Origin of the sequence: Neorhizobium sp. T25_27, assembly GCF_002968565.1 — a bacterium.
Lineage (GTDB): Bacteria > Pseudomonadota > Alphaproteobacteria > Rhizobiales > Rhizobiaceae > Neorhizobium > Neorhizobium tomejilense.
Window position 1 is genome coordinate 81,796 of the sequence record NZ_PVBJ01000013.1, and the last position, 14,744, is coordinate 96,539.

The window sequence follows — 14,744 nt, forward strand, 5'->3', positions numbered from 1 at the left end:
CTTACTGCAGCTGCGGTTTCCTCAAGAAATCATTCCGGTCCGCCGACTTCACTCTGAGCCAGGCCTCCCTTCCATCACGCAGGATCCGCATCGGGATTTCGGCGCCGGGCGGCCCGCTGTCCCAGATCTTGCGATAGAAGTCCGCGAGCCCGTCGACCTCGCCGTCGCGGATTTCCGAAATCACGTCGCCGCGCTTCAGGCCCGCCTTTGCAGCCGGACCGTTTTCGGTGACGCTCATGACCACCACTTCGCCATTGCTTTCCGCCGACATGGCGCCGAGCCAGGGGCGTGGCGGGCGGTTGAATTCGCCGCGATTGAGGAGATCGTCGAGGATAGGCTTCAGAAGGTTGACCGGCACGACCATGTTGATGTCGGCGATCTCGCCGCCGCGGCTCATCTGCAGGCGCAGCGATCCGACCCCTAGCAGCTTGCCTTCCGTATCGATCAGCGCCGCTCCGCCCCAGGAGGGGTGGGCAGGTGCGATGAAGATCGCCTCATCCAGCAGATATTCCCAATATCCGGCGAATTCCTGCTTGGCGACGATATTGCTACGCACATACTCTCCTTCGCCATCGGCGAAGATGACCGGATCGCCGAGCGTCGCGGTAGCGGAATCGCCGATCTGAAGCGCCGGCAGATCCAGCGGCGCCATGGCCTGCACGAGGCCGAAGCCGCTTTCCTGATCATAGGCCAGCGCATGGGCCGGCACGACGCGACCGTCCTGGCGTGTCAGCCAGACGTCTTCTGCTTCGGTGATCAGGTAACCGATCGTCAGCACCAATCCGTTTTCGCGGATCACCACGCCGCTACCTTCCCGGCGGGTGCCGAGAGTATTGGCCGTAAAGGCGTTGTCCGGGATGGAAGCACGCACGGCCACGACCGACCGTAAACTTTTCTCGAGATCCATGATGCAAATCCTGATGAGGCAATACGCGGTCCGGAACCCCGCAAGGGTCTGCAAAGGCCAACCATACCGTCCCTTTAAGGTATGAATGTGGACGGCGTGGAGCAAGAGGCCGGCGAGAACTGCATGCTTGCAAAGTGTCTACCTCATGGGGTCCCCTCCCCGTTTCCGGGAAGGGGAAGCGTGGAATGCTCAGCCCGCTGGCGTCAGCGTGACCGAGGTGCCGGTTGCGGCGACGTTGAGGCCGAGCTGGCCGGTAACGCTCACCGTCTGCAGGTGGATGGAACCAGCGGTACCGCCGACGAGGATGTTGGCGCCAATGCCGGCACCGACGGTGGCCTCAGCGGTCGCGCCCTGATAGAGGCCGCCGAGCGAACCGTGGTGATAACCCGCGGTCGGGGCGAAGACGGCCCAGATCAGCCGCGAACGGGTCGTGAAGCCGAGATCGACACCCATCTTGCGCACCACGCCGGTATAACGGTCGAGCGGCTCGCTGCCGATCGCCGTCGTAAAGACGCAATCGGCTTCCTTGGCGGAACCAAGCACGTAACCGACACCGCCGCCGATCGAGCAATCGAGATAACCGATGCGAACACCGCCGCGCAGGTCCTGCTCTTCATAAACCGGGACACGATCCCGGCGGGCAATCACATCGGCGGAAAAGGCGGCTCCGGCGCTGGTTACGACCGGCAAAGCGGCGAGCGCCACGGCAACAATCTTCTTCATCCCTGTACTCCTTTAATTATTCAGCCGCCCTTGTTGAGACTCATCCGAGCGGGTTTGGTAGCGTTGGGAAACGCATGTGGCGGAAGAATGATCCCACGTGCGCTGCACACGAATTATCACCGAATTGTTCCAAGCGAGAGGTGGCTCCATCCCGCCGCCCCTGCGTCAGCGTTTCGCGGAATTGGCCGGGAAGCGAAACGGGGGCAGCGGCGATCTTCCGGAACCGCGGCCACCCAGACACGTTCCTGTCGATCTTTCGCGGAGATCGGGATGGACAAGGATAGAAAACTGGAATGGCTGGCGAGGTCCGGGTATGCGACCAGGGGGATCGTATACGTCCTGATCGCCGGCATGGCGTCGCTCTCGACGCTCGGCGGTGGAGAGCCGGATTCCAATTCCGCGCTGCAGATCGTATTGGAACAGCCTTTCGGCCAGATCTGGCTCGGCTTGATCGGCATAGGCCTGATCGGCTTCATCCTCTGGCGAGTGGCGCAATCGATCCTCAACACCGACCGCCATCAGCACAATGCGAAAGGGTATCTGGTCAGGGCGGGTCTTCTCGTCAGCGCCGCGACCTATACCGGTCTCGCCTTTTACGCGGTCGGGCAGGCCCTGCTTCTCGGCTTCGGCGCAGGATCGTCCGGAGCTCGCGAAAGCTGGACCGCGTGGCTGATGCAGCAGCCGTTCGGTCGCTATCTTGTCGCAGGCGTCGGCCTTGCGATCATCGGTGCCGGCTGCGCCCAGGCGGCCAAGGGCATCAAACGCGGGTATCTTCGCTTTTTCGAAAGCGGATTCGAGCAGCGAGCCGTCCTCAATGGCATCTGCGCCTACGGCCTTCTGGCGCGCGGCGTCATATTCCTCATTATCGGCGGGTTCTTCATCTATGCGGCCTTCGCTGTCGATCCGAACCAGGCTGGCGGCCTGGCGGATGCGCTCGCATGGGTGCGCCAGCTTCCATTCGGGGCTATTCTCTATGGATTGGCGGCCATCGGGCTTTTCGCGTTCGGCCTCTACGGATTGATCGAGGCCCGGTACAGGATCGTGCAGCCGCCTTCGATGGATCGGCCGCTCCGCGCGATGCGGTCGGCCGTGAACTGACATTGAGCAAGGAGTTTGGATGGCATTCCATCAGCGCGTGACACGCAGAGTGGTCGAAAGGGTCATGACGTTCGAGCCGATCGGCCTGATGATGATCGCCTTTCTGGCAGGCGGGCTATTCGTCTTCTTCCGCTTGACCGACGAGGTTCTGGAGGGCGAGACCCATGCCTTCGACGAAAAGATCCTTCTCGCCCTGCGCAATGCCGCAGATCTTGCGACGCCGCTCGGCCCCTATTGGCTCAATCATGCCATGGGAGACATCACGGCGCTCGGCGGGGTTACCGTGCTGACCCTGATGACCGTGATGGGGACGGCCTTCCTCCTGCTGTCGCGGCAAAAGGCGATCGCGCTCTTCATGTTCCTGTCGATCGCTGGCGGCTGGCTTTTGAGTTCGTTGCTGAAGCTCGGCGTGGCACGACCGAGGCCGGATATCGTGCCGCATCTGGTCGAAGTCGGAGACCTCAGTTTTCCGAGCGGCCATGCGATGCTGTCGGCCGTTACCTACCTGACGCTCGGAGCGCTGCTGTCGCGCGCCCAGCCCTATCGCTCGACGCGGATCTTCCTGATCAGTGCGGCGATCTTCCTGACATTCATCATCGGTTTCAGCCGTGTCTATCTCGGCGTCCACTACCCGACCGACGTCCTCGGCGGCTGGTGCGCCGGCGCAACCTGGGCACTGGCGTGCTGGATGATCGCAAGACGCTATATTTCGGCGGTGCCGGAGTAATCCGGTAATTTGGACACCTTTGGGAGGAGCTTCTGGCATGAGCACATCCATACTTTTCTGGTGCCGGACCGATATTGAAGGATTTGAAAGGCTGGAGCTTTCGGTCGAACCGGACGTCGTCACCGCGACATCGACGGTCATCTGCCTCGAAGCCGGCGGCTTTCGCCTCGATCATCGCTGGCGGCTCGATCCGGGCTGGCGTGCTCAATCGGTCACGGTCGAACGATGGAATGCGCAAGGCTACGGCCTGCTGCACCTGGAACGCGTCGGCAAGGGCTGGCGGGTGAACGACATGGCCCGGCCGGATCTCTTTGGCGCGGAGGAGCCGGACCTGTCGGTCACACCATTCTGCAACACGTTCCCGATCCGCAGGACCGCTGAGGAAAAGGGAGCCAGCCTGAGTTTGGATACGGCATTCATCGATGGTCCAGCGCTCACGGTGGCGCGATCGAGCCAGCGCTACGACCGCCAGGGTCCGGGCCGCGTGCGCTACGTCGACCTCGGCCTTTCGGCAGGTTTCGAAGCGGACCTTGTCATCGACGGCGACGGGCTGGTTTTGTCCTACGAACACCTGTTCGAACGGGTGACGCCGGGGTGATATCCATGATCCCTCACGGGTCGATATACCCGACCGCCCGGACCCGCACCTCGCGGGTGCCGGGATCTTGGGAAAACAGGATGGCGCCGGAGGATTTGGATTCCGCCGGCACGTAGTCGAAGGTGACGTCTGCATCCTCGACAAGGTTGCCGCCATCCAGGATCTCGCCCCGTACGGTAACGGCGGCAGCCGTCGCCGTCGCCTTGTTGGCGATATCGAAGGCGACACGGTAGCCGCCTTCGGTCTGGCGCCTCTCGGTGATGGCGATTGAGAATTCCGGTTGCATGTCGTCGTGCGTCCATGCCTGGTAGGCGACCCAGGCGATGGTGGCGACAACGACGAGCGCCGAAACCATGCCGGTCGCCCATTCGATCCAGTGCGGCTCCTTGACTTCGGTGTGGCGTTTGTTGGCTGTGGTCGTCATCGAGGTTCACGCGTTACAGGATGAGGCGGGCGGCGGCGGCCCCGATTGCGCCGGGGAAGCTCAGGACGATCGCCGACATCAGCATCTGCGTCGACGCCGTATCGTCGAGCCGGCCGAAGGTCCACAGCACATAGAAGCTGATCAGCATGGCGACCAAGTAGCCTGGCAGAGTGAAGCGGAAGAAGGCGTGCCACCATGGCGTTTCCTTCGAAATTTCATGGGTGCCCTTGAAGGCGACCGCATAGACGAACCCGTGCATGATGGCGATCGATAGGCCGATGGTGACGAGCGCGTGCCAGGGCGTCATCTTGTAGGCGATCAGGATGATTTCTTCCGTCGGCGCGACGTTGAGGTTGAGAAAGAGGGCGCCGACCGCCATCAGGAACAGTTCGCGGCTGTAGCTGGTGGAAATTTCGTCGGGCACTGCGCCACCGCCTTGCTCCTCGTCCTCCTCCCCATCGTCCTCGTGTTCATCATTCCCCGACTGTCCGCCGAGCTGGGAGCGGCCGAGCAGCGCGCCGATGCTTGCCGGCACGGACTGTATGGCGATCTTGCCGAGCATTTCGGAGGGCGGCATGTGGGGCTTGATATCCCCGAGCATGATGAGAACCGCCGCACCTATGACGATGCCGAGGCCATACGCGATGGTGGCGTCGCGGCAGGCTTCCGCCAGGGTGGAGGTGCGCTCGAAACCGATCCGGTGGGCGAGCAATATGAGAAGCGGAATATTGACGATCAGCAGCAGCAACAGGCGCCAGCGTTCGATGTAGAAGCCGAGCTGCCAGAGCTCCATTGTCATCAGCATCGGGATACCGAACAGCATGGCGCCGGCCGCGCCACGTCCGAGACCGATCAGAAAACTTCGGCTTCCGCCCGCGTCATTGCCCCGTTCCGCCCTGGCCCCGTTCAATGCCGGCTCCCTCCCGTCTTGCGATAAGCGGAAGGAAACTCTGAAATCGGATGAAATGTTCCACCCGGACGAGAACCCGGGGCAAGGCATCACCGATCGAACAGATCCTGCCATTGCTTCTCGCCGACCAGACAGTCGCTGGAGGGCTGGTTGCCCGCCACCTTCTGTACGGTTGCCGGCGGCGTGAGCCCGCTGATCTCCAGGACCAGCTTGCGGCGGACGGCGACGGCGAAATCCTCGATCTTGTGAACCGGTAGCACGAAGGAGCCAGGTCCGCCGATGACGCAGTCGCCATAATATTTGTCGAGCCCGCCTGGTGCGCCGGAGGGCCTCAGCATGATCGCCAGCCCGTTGATGATGATGCCGGCTTCCAGGGCCTTGCCACGGACTGGCACGACCGGATTGCCGGAATTGTTCGGCCCGTCGCCAGAAATGTCGATCACCTGACGCGTGCCACGATACGAATTGGCGACGATCATCGTTGCGCCTTGGGTGATTGCGGCGGAAATCGAAGTGCGGCGCTGGGTATTGATGGGCCGGGCCTCGAGCTTGGCGGCAAAATTAATCGCATCCTGCTCGTTTTCGATGATTGTCCAATCGATGATTGAATCCGGCACCACGTCACCGGCCCATTCGAAATAGCTGATGGCGATGCGGCCGTTCAGCCCCGTCTTCACCGCCGCGATGAATTCCTTGTGCTTGAGCGCCTCGAGATATCCCTCGCGCTGGACGCGGACTTCCTCGTAGTCCATGGAGCGGGACGTATCGACCGCGAGGACCAGTTCCACATCGACTTCGCCTCCCTTTTGCTGCGCGACCATGGGGGCGGTGGCAGCGGCGGAAAGGCTCATGAGCATCGCGAGTGTTGTAAGCATTGCCAATCCAATCACTGCGTTATCGATTTCTTAAAACTGTAACACAGAGGCGACCGAGGGCGACTCTCCTCCGCGAGCCTGCCTTCAACTTTCGGTGATGGGACTTTATTCCGTGGGCACCCCGCGTAATCTGCCACGGAGATGCTGCTGCTTCGGCCTTGGTCTGGAGCTGCCCCTATCAACTGGTATCTGGACGGGATCAGGCGATGACGAGGTTAAACGGCAAATGTTATTGCGGCGCAGTCGCCTATGAAGTGGAAGACGCTTTCGTTTATGCCGCCAATTGCCATTGCTCCGATTGCCGCCGCACCACCGGCTCGGCTTTCAAGCCCTTAGCGGGCATCGAGCGGCAGAAGTTTGCCATGGTGAAAGGCGACGACGGTTTGCTGATCTTCGGCGACGTCGATACCCACAACGCCCATTGCAGGGCCTGTGGTTCGCTTCTCTACTCGCTGGTGCGGGAGGCTGCCTGGGTGCATGTGGCAATGGGCACGCTGGTCGACGCCCCGACAATCCGGCCGACGCACCATATCTTCGTCGCGTCCAAGGCGCCGTGGCACGAGATCACCGACGACCTGCCGCAATATCGCGGCCATAGAGAATAGCTATTCCCGACCGGCCAGCGCGGACCCGCTCCAACGGAGCCGCTATTCGGGTAGCGCAAACTCGTGTCAACTTGGGGGACAGGGCTATTTCCGATGGCCGCTGTTGACTTCGCAGCGCGCATATCGACAGAGTGGCGCAAAGAAGGAAACCCCATGTCCAGGTCAGAAAAATTCATCGTGCTGCCGTTCAAGAAAGTCCGGGGCAACGTGACGCCTGGCGAGATGCGCGTAGCCTCGAACGCCGCTTCGGCCGAGAAGATCGCCCGCGCCATGGCCGACCGCTTCGTCGGGGTCGCGGCCTATTCGGTTCAGGTCGACATGGAAAGCGGCGACATGTCCGATCCGCGTATCCTCTGGCAATCGGGCGAAATCGCCGATATCGCTGCCTAGCCCCCGAGCCGGCTGCTTCTTTCACAGGCGACGCGGGTTCGATCCGGTTATTTCTTGAGGATCACCCACAGCGCATGCACGATGCCGGGCAGCCAGCCGCAGAGAGTGAGCAGGATGTTCAGCCAGAAATGCAGGCCGAGCCCCACCTGCAGGAACACCCCCAGCGGCGGCAGGATGAAGGCGAGCAGAATGCGGATGATATCCAACGGGCGTTCTCCGGGTTGATCGGTTCGGCCGGTAACGCGCTGGATGGGATATGGTTTCAGAAGACGCTCATCTCAGCAGCGTCTTTGCGATGATCTCCAGCTGAATCTCGTTGCTGCCGCCGAAAATGCTCTGGGAGCGGGAATTGAAATAGACGGCGGAGGCAACCTTGCGCTCCTCGTCGATCTCACTTTCCTCCGGCAACTCGTGCAGCGGCCGATGCTCTTCAAAGCGTAACGCATTTGGGCCAAGGATCGAGGCCGCGAGTTCGGCGATCGACTGGCGGATGCGGCTGCGCTCGATCTTCATCGTCGAAGACGGCACCGACCCCGGATTGCCGCCGGCCTGCACCTTGGACATGGCGGAAAGCTCCAGCATGTCGTTGGCGTCCACATCCGTGGCGATCTCGGCAAGGCGTGCCATGAACAGCGGATCGTCGATCATCGTTCGCCCGTCCGGCAGTGGCTCGGAAGCGAGCCGGTGCAGGCGCGTCAGCATGGCCCGCAAGACTCCGCCGGCGAAGGCGCCGCCCCGCTCGAATTCGAGCAGGTATTTTGCGATGTCCCAGCCCTCGCCTTCCTCGCCGATGCGGTCGGAGACCGGCACTTTCACGTCGTCGAAGAAGACCTGGTTGAACTCATGCGTGCCGCAGATCGAGCGGATCGGCCGGATGGTGACGCCGGGCGATTTCAGGTCGATCAGGATGAAGGTGATGCCTTCCTGTTTCTTGCCCGTGTCGGCGGTGCGTACCAGCGCGAACATCCGCGTGGCATGATGCGCCAGCGTCGACCAGATCTTTGAGCCGTTGACGATGTAGTGGTCGCCGTCGAGCACCGCCCGGGTCTTCAGCGAGGCAAGGTCGGAGCCGGAGCCGGGTTCGGAATAGCCCTGCGCCCAGAGATCCTCGCCACTCAGGATGCGCGGCAGGTAGAAGTTTTTCTGCTCGTCGTTGCCGTAGCGCATGATGACCGGCGCGATCATCTTGATTGAGGCGCCGCGGAAATGCGGCTCGCCGGCGCGTTCGCATTCCTGGTCGAGAATGTAGCGCTCGGCGAGCGACCAGCCGGTGCCGCCATATTGCTTCGGCCAGGATGGGGCGGCCCAGCCCTTGTCGTTGAGCTTCGCCTGCCATTCGAGGCCGATAGCGGGGTCGGCAAGGAAGCTGGGGTTCAGCCGCTCTGCGCGCTTCAGGCCCTCGTCCAGATGAGTGTCCAAGAAAGTCCGAACCTCGTCGCGGAACCGAACCTCTTCTTCCGTCATCAACAGATCCATGGAACTCTCCTCAGACGGGTTCGCGCAGCAAGCTGCCGGAGAGCGTGGCAGGATCGCGGATGATCTCGCCATAGCGCTTCAGGTGGTCCGCGGTGGTGCCAAAGGTGTTTTCGATCGCGTAAAGCCGGCGGAACCAGGCGCCGATCGGCATCTCTTCCGAAAAACCCATGGCGCCATGCAGCTGGATCGCCTCCTGCGCGACAGAGCGGGAGACCTTGCCGATCTTCGCACGGGCGCCGGAGACGCCGCGGATGCGCATCGCGCGCGGCGCATCGACGGAGAGCGTGGCGAGCAATGCCGAACCGCGGGCTTCCTGGCATTTCACCGCCATCTCGGCCATGCGGTGCTGAAGTGCCTGGAACGCGGCGAGCGGCTTGCCGAACTGCACGCGCTCCTTGGTATAGGCAACGGTCGCATCCATCAGCGCATCCATGATGCCGACCGCTTCCGAGGCGAGCGCCGCATTGACGCGGTCGTAAGCCGCTTCGATTTCGGCGAGCGTATCGGCCTCAGCACTAAATAACGCCGACGCGGGTAGGGAAACGTTGTCGAGAACGAGATCGCTGGCGCGGCTGCCATCGACGAGTTTCACCTCGGTCCGCGTCAGGCCCGCAGCATCCGCAGGTACGGCGAACAATTTTACTGCCCCGTCAAGCTTGGCCGAGACCAGAAAGATATCCGCAAAGGCGCCGCCGTGAACCAGCGGCTTTTCGCCGGAGATAAGATAGCTCTCGCCGCTGCGGGTCGCGGTTGCGGCGATATTGCCGAGGTCGAAACCGGTCTGGCGCTCCGTATGCGCCAGCGCCGGGCGCGATGTGCCGGCAAACAGGCCGCCGAGAATCTCGGCTTTTTGGTCTTCGGAACCAAGCTTTTCGACCAGCCCGCCGGCGAGAATGATAGATGCAAGATAAGGCTCCACCACCAAAGCGCGGCCGATCGCTTCCATGATCAGCGAGACTTCCACCGCGCCGCCACCAAGCCCACCATTCTCTTCGGCAAACGGCAGCGCCAACCAGCCGAGATCGGCCATCTCGGACCAGATGCCGGCATCGAAACCGGTCTCCGAGGCGATGATTTTGTTGCGCTTCTCGAAGTCGTAGCGATCCTTCAGGAACCGCTCGGCGCTTTCCTTCAACAGAAGCTGCTCGTCCGAATAGTTCAGGTCCATGACTGGGTCTCGCGTTTTAGTCTTGGAGGCAGCGGGTGCCGCCCCCCTCACCCGGCCTCCGCTACGCTCGGCCACCCTCTCCCCGAGGGGAGAGGAAGATCGGAGGCATTGGAGCAATCCACCTTCTCCCTCGGGGAGAAGGTGCCGGCAGGCGGATGAGGGGGTCTGGCAACGGCCTTCCTCAAAGGAGGTGTAGACTACTCCTCGCGCGTATACGCCCCATGCCCCGGCCGATAGGTCTTGGTGTCGAGGAACTGCGACAGTCCCTTTTCGCGGCCCTTTTCCGGGTCGACGAACGTCGTCTGGTCGGCCTTGGCGGTCAAATATTCCGCCGACTCCTCCCAGGTCATCTCGCGCACATACTTATAGGCCATGCGGGCCTGGCGGAGCACGGTCGGGTTCTTTTCGAGGAGCACGCGGGCGATCTCGACGGTGCGTTCGCGTAAGCGTTCGGCCGGCACCGCCTCGTTCACCAGGCCGAGCTGTTCGGCCATCTTGCCGCCGAACTTTTCGCCGGTCATGACGTAATACATCGCCTTGCGGTCGTTCATCAGCGTCGAGATCGCCTTGGAGACGACGCCGCCGGGGATGACGCCCCAGTTGATTTCCGAAAGGCCGAACACCGCATCTTCGGAGGCGACCGCCAGGTCGCAGCAGATCAGCGGGGTGAAGGCACCGCCAAAGCACCAGCCGTTGACCATGGCGATGGTCGGCTTGGCGTAGTGCATCAGCAGGCGCCATTGCCATGCACGGGTGGAGCGGTAGGCGCGCATGCGCTTGACGTCCGACACACCGTCGGTGGCGCGGAAGAAGTCCTTGAGGTCCATGCCGGCGGAAAAGGCTTCGCCCTCGCCGGTGAGGATGATCACGCCGGCGCGGTCGTCGATTTCAAGCGCGTCGAGCACCCGGATCATGTCTTCGGCAAGACCGACGCTCATGGCGTTGCGCTTGTCCGGGCGGTTTAGCTTCACCCAGGCAATGCCGTTTTCGAATTCGACCTTGACGTTCTCTCCGCCCAGATCGCTTGCTTCTATGGTCATCATATTCTCCTAAAGATCCCGGAGCCTTACGACAGGCTGGTCATTTTGGTGACGAGATAGGCGTCCATGCCCTCGGTGCCGCCTTCGGAGCCGTAACCGCTCTGCTTGACGCCGCCGAACGGCGTTTCGGCCATCGAGATGAAGTTGTTGTTGATGCCGACCATGCCGGCCTCGAGCGCGTCGCTGACCATCGCCGCCGTCTGGCTGGACCGGGTGAAGGCATAGGAGGCAAGCCCGTAGGGCAGCCGGTTGGCCTGTTCGATCACCTCGTCGAAGGAGGTGAAGCGGGCGGTGACGGCGACCGGACCGAAGGGCTCGTCATTCATGATGATCGCGTCCTGCGGCACGTCGGACAGCACGGTCGGCTGAAAGAAATAGCCGCGATTGCTGCCGCGCTCGCCGCCGGCTTTCACCTTGGCGCCGCGCTGCACGGCATCGGCGACCATGCGTTCCATCGCCGGCACACGGCGGCTGTTGGCGAGCGGCCCCATCTGGCTCGACGGGTCGAGGCCGTCGCCGACCTTGAGGGCCGACGCCGCCTTGGCAAAGCCGTCGACGAACTTGTCGTGGACGCTGTCATGGACGTAGAACCGGGTCGGCGAGATGCAGACCTGGCCGGCATTGCGGTATTTCGCGTGCACCATGACGCGGATGGCGTGGTCGATATCGGCATCCTCGAAGATCAGCACGGGGGCATGGCCGCCGAGTTCCATCGTGGCACGCTTGACGCCGGCTTTCGCGGCGAGGACTGCGAGATGCTGGCCGACGGCGGTCGAGCCGGTGAAGGTGATCTTGCGGATGCCGTCCGAAGCGATCAGGTGTTCGGAGACCTCCGCCGGCTTGCCGTGCACGACGTTCAGCACGCCGTTCGGCAGGCCGGCATCCTGCAGCGCGCGGGCGATCTCGAGCACGGTCGAGGGTGTCTCTTCCGAGGGCTTGATGACCATGGTGCAGCCGGTGGCGAGCGCGGCCGAAATTTTTCGCGCCGGGATGACGCCCGGAAAATTCCAGGGCGTGAAGCCGGCGACCGGGCCGACTGGCTCTCTCGTGACCATCCAGCGGGCGCCGGGCACGCGCGACGGCACGATGCGGCCATAAGTGCGGCGGCCCTCGTCGGCGGTCCAGTCGAGAATGTCGGCCGAGATATGAACTTCCGGGATCGCCTCGGCGAGCGGCTTGCCCTGGTCGAGCACCATGCGCCGGCCGATTTCATTGGCCCGTTCGCGCAGGATGTCGGCTGCCTTGCGGATGATCTTGGCGCGGTCGAAGGCGGTCGTTGCCTTCCAGGCCTTGAATTCACGGGTGGCGGCTGCCACGGCTCGCTCGAGGTCCGCCGCGGTTGCATGCGGCAGGGCGCCGATCGGCTCGCCGGTTGCCGGATTGATGACGTCTTCCGTCATCCGGCCTTCCGCGCCGAGCCACTCGCCATCCACAAACAGCTTCAATTCACCATAGGATTGGGTCTGCATCACGGTTTCCTCCCTCGTGACTGCCAAAATAAAACAGTGGGCGTAGCACCCCCCCCCACCCGGCCTCCGCTTCGCTCGGCCAGCCTCTCCCCGCTGGGGAGAGGAGGATCTGAGACATTGCGGCAATTCACCTTCTCCCCTTGGGGAGAAGGTGCCGGCAGGCGGATGAGGGGGAAATCCCCCAATCCTCACTGCACCACGAATAGCGCGTCGAGAGCCAAAGCCCCGTCCCCCTCGCCATAGACAACGAGCGGGTTGATATCGACCTCGACGATCTGAGGCTGTGAGCGCATCAGCGCGCCGAGCTTGACGACCACGTCGGCGATCGCCTCGACATCGCGCGCCGGGTGGCCACGGAAGGCGCCCAGCAGCTTCGAAGCCTTCAGCTTGCGGATTTCGGCGATCGCCCGCTCGCGGCTGATATCGTCCGGCAGCAGGCGGGCATCGGCGAGAGCCTCGATCCAGACGCCGCCGAGGCCGACCAGTACGACCGGACCCCATTGCGGATCGCGCTTGGCGCCGACCACCATTTCGAGGCCCTGGCGCGCCATGCCCTCGATCAGCACGCCGTCGAGCTCAAGGCCCGGCTTGTGCCTGGCAATGCTGGCATACATCTTTTCATGCGCCGCCCGCAGCGCCGGCTCGTCGGCGATATTGACGATGACGCCGCCGACATCGCTCTTGTGGGCGAGTTCGGCCGCCTGCGCCTTCATGACCACCGGATAACCGACATCGGCTGCGATCGTCGCGGCTTCGTCGGCGGATTTGGCCAAAGCGCCCTTCGGGATGTGGATGCCGAGATCGGCAAGGATACGCTTGCCTTCATACTCGACCACGAGACCGGAAGGTGGCAGTTTGGCGATCCGTTCGCCTTCCGGCGCCCGGTCCTTGGTGGCGGCGAGCGCAGCCGCATAGTTCATCACCACTGCCATGGCGCGCATGGCGCGTTCTGGCGAGCGGAAGAATGGGATACCGCTGTCGCGCACCGCCTTCATGAAGGTCGGGTCGAGCGGATAGTCATCGCCGACAATGTTGAGGATGACGGGCTTCGTCGCGGTCGCGGCGACCGGGATGATGGCGTCCGACTTCTTGATCTGCATCGGCGGTGAGCCGCCCGCGTGCGACAGGAATACGATGCCCACATTCGGATCCTTCAGCATGGATGCCGTGGACGTTCCGAAAATACCTGGATTGGAGAAGCCGGTCGTGCCGATGTCGAACGGGTTGTCGACATGGACGTAAGGCGGCACTTGCGTCGCAAGCTCGGCATGCACCTCGTCCGACAGCGTTGCGATCGGCAGGCCGACGCGCTCGCAGAAATCGAAGCAGAGGCCGCGGATGGCGCCGGAATTGGTGACGATGCCCGCCTCGCCCGGCGGCGGCGACGGATAACGCGCCAGGATGGCGGTGACGTCGAACAGCTCGTCGGTGGTCTCGACCAGTGCGACGGCCTCGTTGCGCACGGCCGTCTGCATCAGCGCATGGTCGCCGGCAAGCGCCCCGGTATGCGATTGCGCCGCCTGCTTGCCGCGCTCGCTGGAGCCCGGATGCAGCATGACGATCGGCTTGCCGAGCTCGCGGGCGCGCCGCGCCACGGCGAGGAACTTTTGGGGGTTCTTGACCTGTTCGACATAGACCGCGACGACGGCGTTGTCCTTGTCCTCGATCAGCCAGCCGACCAGGTCCTCGGCGGCGATCACGGGCTCGTTGCCGGTGGCGATGACGTAGGAGACCGCGATTTCCCGCGAATGCATGGCGAAGCGGATATTGGCCGCCGTCGCGCCGCTCTGGGCGACGATGGCGACGCGCGAGCGCTCGCCGACGCCGCGCAGGTCGACCGGCTCGAAAGTCAGCGGAATGCCGTCGACATAATTGGTATAGCCCATGCAGTTCGGTCCGAGCATCGCCATGCCCGCCTTGCGGCAGATTTCGGCAAGCTCGTCCTGCTGTCGGCGGCCCTCCTCGCCGGCTTCGGCGAAACCGGAAGAATAGACGATGACGCCCGCCACATCCCGCTCGACGCAGGCAAGAACCGAGTCCTTGATCGCCACCTGCGGCACGATGAGGATCACCACATCGACGCCCTTTGGCAGGTCGGCGATGGTCTTCACGCAGGCGCGGCCATTGATCTCATCGCGCGAACGGCTGACGAGATGCAGATCGCCTGCATATTTGAAGAGTTCGAGATTGGCGAGCACGCCGCCGCCGATCGAAGCGGGATCCGGCGACGCGCCCACGATCGCGATCGATCGTGGGCGCAGCAGACGGTCGAGATCGAACGGCTTGGCCGGATCGAGCGTCTTGGGAGCTGTGGTCATCGTATCAGCCATGGGA

General features: G+C 63.0%; 16 protein-coding genes. 5 read left to right on the forward strand and 11 right to left on the reverse strand.

Annotation, left to right across the window (positions count from 1 at the left end; translation table 11 throughout):
* Nucleotide 1 precedes the first annotated feature (1 nt).
* A complete protein-coding gene (locus C5J24_RS27335; RefSeq protein ID WP_105404325.1) occupies nucleotides 2–907 on the reverse strand; it encodes a S1C family serine protease in 906 nt (301 codons plus the stop codon).
* Nucleotides 908–1,096: 189 nt separating this feature from the next.
* Entirely contained in the window at nucleotides 1,097–1,630 is a 534-nt protein-coding gene (locus tag C5J24_RS27340; protein WP_105422459.1) for a DUF992 domain-containing protein, read from the reverse strand.
* 270 nt (nucleotides 1,631–1,900) lie between these two features.
* Here C5J24_RS27340 and C5J24_RS27345 point away from each other — a divergent pair, with 270 nt between their 5' ends.
* The 3 genes from C5J24_RS27345 to C5J24_RS27355 are packed head-to-tail and all read left to right on the forward strand — an operon-like array spanning nucleotide 1,901 to nucleotide 4,053.
* On the forward strand, nucleotides 1,901–2,728 hold the full coding sequence (locus C5J24_RS27345) for a DUF1206 domain-containing protein (RefSeq protein ID WP_105422461.1): 828 nt from the start codon (nucleotides 1,901–1,903) through the stop codon (nucleotides 2,726–2,728).
* Between the two features lie 19 nt (nucleotides 2,729–2,747).
* Nucleotides 2,748–3,455 carry a phosphatase PAP2 family protein gene (locus C5J24_RS27350; RefSeq protein WP_105422463.1) on the forward strand — a complete coding sequence of 236 codons (708 nt, stop codon included), beginning with the start codon at nucleotides 2,748–2,750 and terminating at the stop codon, nucleotides 3,453–3,455.
* Between the two features lie 37 nt (nucleotides 3,456–3,492).
* A complete protein-coding gene (locus C5J24_RS27355; RefSeq protein ID WP_105422465.1) occupies nucleotides 3,493–4,053 on the forward strand; it encodes a putative glycolipid-binding domain-containing protein in 561 nt (186 codons plus the stop codon).
* Between the two features lie 13 nt (nucleotides 4,054–4,066).
* Here the strand turns inward: C5J24_RS27355 and C5J24_RS27360 are convergent, their stop codons facing one another.
* The 3 genes from C5J24_RS27360 to C5J24_RS27370 all read right to left on the reverse strand — a co-directional run bounded on the left by C5J24_RS27360 (nucleotide 4,067) and on the right by C5J24_RS27370 (nucleotide 6,262).
* Nucleotides 4,067–4,477, reverse strand: coding sequence for a TIGR02588 family protein (locus C5J24_RS27360; protein ID WP_105422467.1), 411 nt, complete (start codon nucleotides 4,475–4,477; stop codon nucleotides 4,067–4,069).
* A 13-nt stretch (nucleotides 4,478–4,490) separates the two neighbouring features.
* Nucleotides 4,491–5,300, reverse strand: coding sequence for a TIGR02587 family membrane protein (locus tag C5J24_RS27365; protein ID WP_371674844.1), 810 nt, complete (start codon nucleotides 5,298–5,300; stop codon nucleotides 4,491–4,493).
* 176 nt (nucleotides 5,301–5,476) lie between these two features.
* Nucleotides 5,477–6,262, reverse strand: coding sequence for a DUF1194 domain-containing protein (locus tag C5J24_RS27370; protein ID WP_105404318.1), 786 nt, complete (start codon nucleotides 6,260–6,262; stop codon nucleotides 5,477–5,479).
* Nucleotides 6,263–6,468: 206 nt separating this feature from the next.
* Here C5J24_RS27370 and C5J24_RS27375 point away from each other — a divergent pair, with 206 nt between their 5' ends.
* Together C5J24_RS27375 and C5J24_RS27380 are read left to right on the forward strand one after the other, a co-directional pair.
* The gene (locus C5J24_RS27375) at nucleotides 6,469–6,867 is read left to right on the forward strand and encodes a GFA family protein (protein ID WP_105422471.1); all 399 of its coding nucleotides are present in this window, start codon (nucleotides 6,469–6,471) and stop codon (nucleotides 6,865–6,867) included.
* A 153-nt stretch (nucleotides 6,868–7,020) separates the two neighbouring features.
* On the forward strand, nucleotides 7,021–7,257 hold the full coding sequence (locus C5J24_RS27380) for a hypothetical protein (RefSeq protein ID WP_007771449.1): 237 nt from the start codon (nucleotides 7,021–7,023) through the stop codon (nucleotides 7,255–7,257).
* A 47-nt stretch (nucleotides 7,258–7,304) separates the two neighbouring features.
* Here C5J24_RS27380 and C5J24_RS27385 read toward each other — a convergent pair whose 3' ends face one another.
* From C5J24_RS27385 to C5J24_RS27410, 6 genes are all read right to left on the reverse strand, one after another.
* Nucleotides 7,305–7,463 carry a YqaE/Pmp3 family membrane protein gene (locus C5J24_RS27385; protein WP_046605997.1) on the reverse strand — a complete coding sequence of 53 codons (159 nt, stop codon included), beginning with the start codon at nucleotides 7,461–7,463 and terminating at the stop codon, nucleotides 7,305–7,307.
* Nucleotides 7,464–7,530: 67 nt separating this feature from the next.
* Nucleotides 7,531–8,733 (reverse strand): acyl-CoA dehydrogenase family protein, encoded by a 1,203-nt coding sequence (locus C5J24_RS27390; protein WP_105404316.1) that lies wholly within the window; start codon nucleotides 8,731–8,733, stop codon nucleotides 7,531–7,533.
* 10 nt (nucleotides 8,734–8,743) lie between these two features.
* A complete protein-coding gene (locus C5J24_RS27395; protein ID WP_105422473.1) occupies nucleotides 8,744–9,901 on the reverse strand; it encodes an acyl-CoA dehydrogenase family protein in 1,158 nt (385 codons plus the stop codon).
* Nucleotides 9,902–10,098: 197 nt separating this feature from the next.
* Entirely contained in the window at nucleotides 10,099–10,941 is an 843-nt protein-coding gene (locus C5J24_RS27400; RefSeq protein WP_105422475.1) for a p-hydroxycinnamoyl CoA hydratase/lyase, read from the reverse strand.
* A 26-nt stretch (nucleotides 10,942–10,967) separates the two neighbouring features.
* On the reverse strand, nucleotides 10,968–12,410 hold the full coding sequence (locus tag C5J24_RS27405; RefSeq protein ID WP_105422477.1) for an NAD-dependent succinate-semialdehyde dehydrogenase: 1,443 nt from the start codon (nucleotides 12,408–12,410) through the stop codon (nucleotides 10,968–10,970).
* Between the two features lie 188 nt (nucleotides 12,411–12,598).
* Entirely contained in the window at nucleotides 12,599–14,740 is a 2,142-nt protein-coding gene (locus tag C5J24_RS27410) for an acetate--CoA ligase family protein (protein ID WP_205836978.1), read from the reverse strand.
* Nucleotides 14,741–14,744: the final 4 nt, after the last annotated feature.